This window comes from Achromobacter sp. T5-5 (assembly GCF_055397965.1).
In genome coordinates, this window is record NZ_AP027919.1 from 1864192 (window position 1) to 1871836 (window position 7645).

General features: G+C 67.1%; 8 protein-coding genes. All 8 read left to right on the forward strand.

All coding sequences use genetic code 11. The annotated features are described in order from the left end of the window. The first annotated feature begins 74 nt into the window (after positions 1-74). The 8 genes from ACZ50Q_RS08380 (at position 75) to ACZ50Q_RS08415 (ending at position 7644) form a co-directional block, all read left to right on the forward strand. Entirely contained in the window at positions 75-590 is a 516-nt protein-coding gene (locus tag ACZ50Q_RS08380; protein ID WP_464081161.1) for a sigma-70 family RNA polymerase sigma factor, read from the forward strand. Beyond that, positions 587-1585 carry a FecR domain-containing protein gene (locus tag ACZ50Q_RS08385; RefSeq protein WP_464081162.1) on the forward strand — a complete coding sequence of 333 codons (999 nt, stop codon included), beginning with the start codon at positions 587-589 and terminating at the stop codon, positions 1583-1585. The genes ACZ50Q_RS08380 and ACZ50Q_RS08385 overlap by 4 nt, the downstream gene beginning before the upstream one ends. Positions 1586-1796: 211 nt before the next feature. Further along, entirely contained in the window at positions 1797-4205 is a 2409-nt protein-coding gene (locus ACZ50Q_RS08390) for a TonB-dependent siderophore receptor (RefSeq protein WP_464081163.1), read from the forward strand. A 15-nt stretch (positions 4206-4220) separates the two neighbouring features. Beyond that, positions 4221-4742 (forward strand): sigma-70 family RNA polymerase sigma factor, encoded by a 522-nt coding sequence (locus ACZ50Q_RS08395; protein ID WP_464081164.1) that lies wholly within the window; start codon positions 4221-4223, stop codon positions 4740-4742. Positions 4743-4893: 151 nt separating this feature from the next. After that, positions 4894-5121, forward strand: a complete 228-nt coding sequence (locus ACZ50Q_RS08400; RefSeq protein ID WP_464081966.1) for an MbtH family protein — start codon at positions 4894-4896, stop codon at positions 5119-5121. Beyond that, positions 5118-5861 carry a thioesterase II family protein gene (locus ACZ50Q_RS08405; RefSeq protein ID WP_464081165.1) on the forward strand — a complete coding sequence of 248 codons (744 nt, stop codon included), beginning with the start codon at positions 5118-5120 and terminating at the stop codon, positions 5859-5861. Before ACZ50Q_RS08400 ends, ACZ50Q_RS08405 begins: the two co-directional genes overlap by 4 nt. After that, the gene (locus ACZ50Q_RS08410; protein ID WP_464081166.1) at positions 5839-6546 is read left to right on the forward strand and encodes a 4'-phosphopantetheinyl transferase family protein; all 708 of its coding nucleotides are present in this window, start codon (positions 5839-5841) and stop codon (positions 6544-6546) included. Before ACZ50Q_RS08405 ends, ACZ50Q_RS08410 begins: the two co-directional genes overlap by 23 nt. A gap of 81 nt (positions 6547-6627) precedes the next feature. Next, complete coding sequence (locus ACZ50Q_RS08415) at positions 6628-7644, forward strand: TauD/TfdA family dioxygenase (protein WP_464081167.1); 1017 nt, start codon at positions 6628-6630, stop codon at positions 7642-7644. The last annotated feature ends 1 nt before the right edge of the window (position 7645 follow it).

Genomic DNA, 7645 nt, shown 5'->3' on the forward strand with positions numbered 1-7645 from the left:
TAGACTCAATGGATAATGGTTATCATTGCCATTTCCTGACGGTCATGTCGGGTTGAAACTTTGGAGATTCACCCATGTCCAGCACCGACGCGACCGTGCATCGTCGAACGGAGACGCTCTACGCCGAACACCATTCGTGGCTGGCGGGATGGCTGCGCCACCGGATGGGCGGCGAGGACGTGGCCGCCGATCTGGCGCACGATACCTTCCTGCGCGTGATGACGGCCCGGGAAGCGCCCACGCTGCTGGAACCTCGTGCCTTTTTGGCCACCATCGCGCGCCGACTGCTGGCCAACCACTATCGGCGCGAGAGCATCGAACGGGCATACCTGGAGACGCTGGCCACCCTGCCCGAGGCGCAGAGCCCCAGCCCGGAAGACCGCAAACTGGTGCTGGAAACGCTCTGCGCCATCGACCGGGCGCTGGACTCCTTGCCGGCCAAGGCGCGGGAAGCCTTCCTGCTGGCGCAACTGGAAGGCATGAAATACGAGGACATCGCCACCCGGCTGGGCGTCACGACCCGGACCGTGGGCAACTACATGGTGCGCGCGGTGCAGGTGTGCTTTTTCGCCCAGGAGCATCAGGCGTGAGCCGGCCGGCGCCGGCCATGGCCATGTACGCGGGCGGCATGCCGCTGGCGCCTCGCGTGGCCGAAGAGGCGTCGCGCTGGTACGTGCTGTTCATGTCCGGCATGGCCACCGAGGACGACAAGCGCGCCTGGCGCGACTGGTGCCAGGCGGATCCCGACCATGAGCGCGCGTGGGCCCATCTGGCGCGCGCCGACGCCCGTATGCGGGACCTGGCGGGCAAGCCGGCGTATGAGGCCCTGTCTCTGGATCGCCGCCAGAAGGGAAGACGCCGCGTGCTGATCGCCGCCGCCTTCATGGCCGGCTGTATCGGGCCCGCGCTGTGGGCCGCCGATCGGAACCGCTGGTTGCGTTTGTCTCCCGACTACGCGACAGGCGTGGGCGAACGGCGCGACATCGCGCTGGCCGACGGCACCAATATCACACTGAATACCGACACGGCCATCGACGTGCGCTTCGAAAACGGCCTGCGGGTCGTCCGCTTGCGCCGGGGGGAAATCCTGGTCGTAACCGGCCATGCCGCCGCCTACGCCGCCATGCCGTTCCGCGTAGCGACGCCGCTGGGCGCGGTGCATGCGCTGGGCACGCGGTTCTCGACGCGCCTGGACGCGGATTCCGTGCGCGTCGCATTGTTCGAGGGCGCAGTGCGGATACTGCCGGATCAACATCCTGGCGACGGCCTGACGCTTGAAGCCGGTCAGACCGCGCGCCAGACATCGGGGCGGGTGACCGCCACGGGGCCGGTGGCCGCCAGCGATACCGCCTGGCTGCGCGGCGAGATCGCAGCGGACAACATGCCGCTGTCGCGCTTCCTGGCCGAACTCAGCCGCTACCGGCCGGGCGTGATTTCCTGTGACGAGCGCGCGGGCCGGCTCCGCATTTCGGGGCTGTTCCCGCTGGCGGACACGGATCGGGTGTTGGCGGCGGTGGGCCGCTTGTTGCCCGTGCAGATCAGCCAGCGTACGTCCTACTGGGTGCGAGTCTCGGCCGCTAACTGAGCGCCGGCCGGGGCTGCCGGCCGCAGGTCGTCCACCGCCCGTCACCACTGGCCGGGCGCCCCTCGCCAGGCGCCCGGCTAGGGGCGCCCGGCCAGGGGCGCCCGGCCAGGGCCGCCAAAAAATTATTTCATCAAAACCTTTCCGGTTCTGGTTTCTGGCGTGTCCTCTTTATTGAACAGGACCGGCATCCAACGTATCGACATCGGACATCATGGCCAGGCAGACAGGCATCGGCGCGCGCATCGCCCGGCCCCCCAGGGGGCAGGGCGCGCGCGCGCTTTTCACGATGCTGCTGCTGGCGCTGGCCGTGATGCTGGGGCAGAAAGCCGCCGCGTTGGATAACCCAGCCGCGCGGGCGAACGTCAGCTTGCGCTACGACGTCCCGGCGGGGCCGCTGGTGCAGGTGTTGCAGCAGATCGCCAGCCAGGCGGGCGTGCTGCTGTACTTCGACCCGTCGCTGACGCGCAATCTCGATAGCGATGGCCTGACCGGCCGCTACACGGTGGAGCAGGCATTTACCCAGGTGCTGGCCAGCTACGGGCTGGAAGCACACCAGGACACGCCGGGCGCCTATCAGGTCAGAAGCGTGGGGTGGACGCCATCGGTCACCTCGATGCCGTTGACCTTGGTCGAAGGCGCGAGCGTTGGCGTGGACGGCTTCGTGGCACGGGTGGCCGACGTGGGCACCAAGACCTCGACGCCGCTCATCCGTGTGCCGCAATCGGTGTCGGTGGTGACTGGGCAAGAGATGCAGGCGCGCCATGTGCGCACGGTCACGCAGGCCTTGCAGTACACCCCCGGCGTGCAGGTCGACAACTTCGGCGGCAACGAAGTGCGCAATGACTGGCTGGTGCTGCGCGGCTTTGACGCCAAGCTGACGGGCGACTACCGCGACGGCTTGAGCCAGATGCCGTACGACCAGATCCGCGCGCGCATGCCGGCGTATGCGCTGGAGAGCATCGAGGCGCTGCGGGGACCGTCTTCGGCCCTGTACGGCCAGGTTGCGCCGGGCGGCATCGTGAACCGGGTGACCAAGCGGCCGACCGCCACCGTGCTGCGCGAAGTGGCGGTCCAGGCCGGGTCGTTCGACAACAGGCAGGCCTTCCTGGATCTCGGCGGGCCGGTCAGCGCGGCTGGCAGCGCTGCCTATCGCCTGACCGCCACGGTCCGCGAGGCCGGCACGCAAGACAAGTACGACGACGATCACCGCTACCGCGACGACCTTGCATACGTGGCGCCAGCGTGGCGATGGCGCGATGCGGACACCTCGTTAACGGTGCTGTCGCACTACCAGCACGACCGCAACGATGGCGAATCGCGCGCCTACTACCCCACGCACACGCTGGTCGGCGATTACGCGTATGACCGCAACGAACGCGACTTCGCCAGTATCGGCTACCTATTCGAGCATCGGCTGAACAGCACGTGGTCGTTGCGCCAGAACGCACGCTATCAGCGCGGCGACATGACCTTGCGCAACCTGTATCCACTGGCGCTGGCCGCCGACGGGCGCACGCTTTCCCGCATGCAGCTGCAAGCGACCGAGCGCGCCGATGGCGTGGCGGTGGATACCCAGCTGGAAGGCCGTCTTGAAGGCGCGGGGCTGACGCACACCCTGCTGGCCGGGGTGGACTATCGCAGGCTGGCGGGCACACAGAACTACCGGCAGGCGCTCGCGCCGTCACTGGACATCTATGAGCCCGTCTACAACCAGCCGATCAAGTCGCTGGACGCCGGCCAGACGGTCCTGGACGTGCGGCAGGTCAGCACGCAGTGGGGGCTGTACGCGCAGGACCAGATCCAGGCCGGGGCCTGGACGCTGACGCTGGGGGCGCGGCACGACCGCTACGTTGACGACACCGACGACCGGCTGACCGGCGGCAGCAGCCGCACGCGTGATCACGCGGTCACTTGGCGCAGCGGCCTGTCCTACACATTTGCCTCCGGCGTGGCGCCTTACGTCAGCTATGCGACGGGCTTCGTGCCTCAGGCGGGCGCGGCTTTCGATGGCTCGCCCTTCACGCCCGCCAAGTCGGACCAGGTCGAGCTGGGCGTGAAGTTCCAGCCCGCGAATTCGCAAAGCCTCTACACCGTCGCGGTGTTCAACCTGAACCAGCGCAACGCGTTGACCGCGGACCCCGATCCGGCCCACGCGGGCTTCAGCGTGCAGTCGGGCCGTCTGCGGTCGCGCGGCGTCGAGCTGGAAGCCAAGCTCAGCCAGGGCGATGGCTGGGACCTGGTCGCCGCCTACACCTACAACGCCGTGACCAACGTCTCCAGCAATGACGGCGGGGCCGGCAAGACGCCCATTGTCACGCCGCGCCACATGGCCGCATTGTGGCTGGGGCATCGTTTCTCCGAAGGCGCCCTGTCTGGCTGGAATGCCGGCCTGGGCGTGCGCTACATCGGCTCGACCTATGTGGACGTCGCCAACACCATGAAGAATGACGGCGCCACGGTCCTCGATGCATCGCTGGCTTACGACACGGGCGCGTGGCGCTTCTCCGTCGACGCCATGAACCTGCTGAATAAGGAGACGGTCGTGTGTCGCAACGACCGTGTCAATTGCCGTTATGGCGTCGAGCGCACCGTGCTCGCGGCCATCGCGTATCGCTATTGAATCAGGAGAGACATCATGCCCAACGAAGCATCGATCAGGGACGAGCTGGCTGCCTTGTATCAGGTTCATCGACGTCAACTGCTGCACACCGCCACGCGCATCCTCGGTTCTCGGGATCTGGCCGATGACGTGGTCCAGGACACGTATCTGAAGCTGTTGGAAGGTCCGTCGCCCAAAAACGTGCGCGAGCCGGTGGCCTATCTGTTCCAGACCGTACGGCATCTGTCGATCGACTACCACCGGCGGCGCGCGCTGGAATCGCGCCTGTTCGCGGGCCAGGAGGACGGGCAGTACGCCGTATCGGAATCCGTGGCGGAAGACGCGGCAGTCAGCCATCAGGCGCTGGCGCTCGCTGCCCAGGGCCTGGCCACGATGTCGGCGCGCACCCGCCGCGCGTTCGAGCTGCATCGCATCGAAGGCTGCACCCAGCGCGACGTGGCGCGCGAGCTTGGCGTGTCGACAACGCTGGTGAACTTCATGATCCGCGATGCGGACGTGGCACTCAATTCCTGCCGCGAGTATCTGCTGCCGGGTTAGGACGCATCGCTTGCCGTCTGCCGCAGCGGAGCGGCGCGGGCAGCTCGAAACGCCTAAATTCCGCACCGCCTTATTCGTCAATGTAAATAAGAGTCAATTCCGTCTTCAGGGCGGCATTGATGCACACAGGCTCGTCTGGAGATGGATCGCTATGAGTTGTTTTGATCGTGATGACGCAGTTCTGCGCGTGTTGGTGAACGACGAAGAACAGTACTCGTTGTGGCCGGATTTCAAGGCGACGCCACCGGGCTGGCGCGACACGGGAACCAAGGGCGACAAGCAGACCTGCCTGGCGTTCGTCGAACGCGTGTGGACCGACATGCGGCCCGCATCGCTGCGCCGTTTCATGGACGAACAGACGCCGACGACCCCGCAATGACCGCGTCCACCGTCACCTTGCTGTGCCTGCCTTGCGCGGGCGCCAGCGCCACGATGTATCTGCGCTGGCGGCGGGCGTTGCCCGCCTGGCTGCGCGTGGTCCCCGTGGAGCTTCCCGGGCGAGGTGAACGGTACGCGCAAGCCTATGCCGCCGACCTGGATACGTTGGCGGCGCAGCTTTGCGATCGGCACGAAAGCGATCTGCAAGGGCGCTTCGTGCTGTTCGGCCACAGCATGGGCGCGCTGCTGGCCTACCGCATGGCCTCGCGGCTGCGCCGGCAAGGCCGCCGCTTGCCGGAACTGTTGGTCGCCTCGGCAAGTCCGGCCCCCGCGCTACGCGATCCGGCCCGTTTCGATGGCCTGGATAACGACGATGCGCTGATCGCCGACATGCGCAAGCAGGGCGGCACGCCAGAAGCGGTGTTCGCCGATGATGAATTGCTCCGCCTGGCGTTGGACACGCTGGCGGCCGATTACCGTCTGTGCAAATCCCATCGCTATGCGGCGCAGCCCCCCTTGCCGGTGCCCATCGCGGTGTTCGCCGGGCGAGAGGACGACATCACGCCCCTGCAAGTGTCGGGCTGGGGCGCCGAGACGTCGCGGGGTCACACCGAAGCGTGGTTCGACGGCGGGCATTTCTTCATCCGGCATCAAGAGCTCGCCGTGCTGGCGGTCCTGCGGGACCTGCTGGCGGGCCTGGACTGCAAGGCAAACCATCATGCAACAGCTCTGCCTGCCTGAAAGCGTCCCCGCCGACGTCGAGGTCTGGCGCATCGCGCTGGCGGACGGCGCAGCACCCGTATCCGTGCATGGACTTTCCAACGACGAGGTCCTGCGCATGGGGCGTTTTCGTCAGGTCGATGACGCCCGCCGCTTTGCCGACACGCGGCGAACCCTACGCGCGCTGCTGGCGCGGCGGCTGGACGTGGACCCGGAGGCGCTGGTCTTCACGCGCGGCCTGCATGGCAAGCCCGCGCTCGCCGCCGCGCAGCGCGGCACGTGGGAGTTCAGCGTGTCGCACTCCGGGCAGGCGGCCTTGGTGGCGTTGTCGAATCAGCGCGCCGTGGGCGTGGACATTGAATGGGGACGGCCGTGCCTGGATGTGCAGGCGATGGGGCCCCTTTGCCTGACAGAAGATGAGCGCGAGCGCGTCGCGCGCGCGCCGGATGCCGCCGGCTTCTACCGCCATTGGGTGGGCAAGGAAGCCGTACTCAAGGCGCTGGGGCTGGGCATCGGGCTGCACATGCAGCAATTGGCCGTGACGCCCGCCGATTGCGGCGAATACCGCTTGCGGTATTGCCTGCCGGGCGTCGATGCCGATGGCGCTGTCTGCGCCTGTGCGTTGCCGGCGCCTGCCGGCTACCTCGCGGCGCTGGCCTGGCTGGACGATCAGGGCGGCAGGGCATCGCCGCGGCGGGCTGCCTGAAGGCAAGGCGTCGGCCACTTCCTGCGGCGTCGCCTTTCGCACAAGGGCAGTCGGGCGCCCAATTACTGTGGAAAGAGAGCAATGGAACGATTCGAGCGTATTGCACCGGCAGGCAGCGAATTGCCCCTGCTGCTGACGCCGGCCAGCGCCGGCGAACCGGTCATGATGGCCCTGTCGCGCCTGCGGGCCCAGATCGACACGGCATTGATCACCGTGGGCGGCGTCCTGCTGCGCGGCTTCGATGTGCCGTCGGTGGAGGTGTTCAAAGGCTTCGCGGCGGCATTCGGCCACGAGCTGCTGAGCTACGAATTTGCCTCCACGCCGCGTAGCGCCGTGTCCTCGGGTGTCTACACCAGCACCGAGTATCCGGCGCATCAGCACATTCCCTTGCACAACGAACAAGCCTACACGCGCGACTGGCCGATGAAGATCTGGTTCCATTGCGTCAAGGCCGCGTCACAAGGTGGCGAAACCCCGATCGCCGACAGCCGCAACATCTATCGCCGCATGCGCGCCGCCATCCGCGACCGCTTCGCGGCGGGCTTGCTGTACGTGCGCAACTACGGCGATTTCGATCTGCCCTGGCAAGACGTGTTCAACACCGATGAGCCGTCGCAGGTGGAGGCCTTCTGCCGCCAGACCGGCATCGAATGGGAATGGCTGGACGATGGCGCTTTGCGCACGCGGCAGCTGTGCCAGGGCGTGGCGCATCATCCGCTGACGGGCGAAGCGGTGTGGTTCAACCAGGCGCATCTTTTTCATGTGTCGGGCCTGCAGCCCGAGGTGCGCGAGTCGCTGGAAGACATCCTGGGCGTCGAGAACCTGCCGCGCAACGTCTATTACGCCGATGGCCGGCCGATCCCCGACGAGGTCTTTGACGAGGTGCGCGCGGTGCTGGCCGACGAGACCGTCACGTTCGGCTGGCAGGACGGCGACGTGATGATGCTGGACAACATGCTGGTCGCGCACGCCCGCACGCCATTCTCCGGGCCGCGCAAGGTGGTGGTCGCGATGGCCGAGCCGCACGGCAACCGATCCGCTTCCGGATTCCGACCGGGCCGCGATGCAAGCGCCCAGCCTCTTGACTGCCTGGCGTAGA

Excerpts from the sequence above, each read along its gene's own strand:
- ACZ50Q_RS08380 (WP_464081161.1), top strand. The coding sequence starts at position 75 with ATGTCCAGCACCGACGCGACCGTGCATCGTCGAACGGAGACGCTCTAC.
- ACZ50Q_RS08390 (WP_464081163.1), top strand. The coding sequence starts at position 1,797 with ATGGCCAGGCAGACAGGCATCGGCGCGCGCATCGCCCGGCCCCCCAGG.
- ACZ50Q_RS08395 (WP_464081164.1), top strand. The coding sequence starts at position 4,221 with ATGCCCAACGAAGCATCGATCAGGGACGAGCTGGCTGCCTTGTATCAG.
- ACZ50Q_RS08400 (WP_464081966.1), top strand. The coding sequence starts at position 4,894 with ATGAGTTGTTTTGATCGTGATGACGCAGTTCTGCGCGTGTTGGTGAAC.
- ACZ50Q_RS08405 (WP_464081165.1), top strand. The coding sequence starts at position 5,118 with ATGACCGCGTCCACCGTCACCTTGCTGTGCCTGCCTTGCGCGGGCGCC.
- ACZ50Q_RS08410 (WP_464081166.1), top strand. The coding sequence starts at position 5,839 with ATGCAACAGCTCTGCCTGCCTGAAAGCGTCCCCGCCGACGTCGAGGTC.
- ACZ50Q_RS08415 (WP_464081167.1), top strand. The coding sequence starts at position 6,628 with ATGGAACGATTCGAGCGTATTGCACCGGCAGGCAGCGAATTGCCCCTG.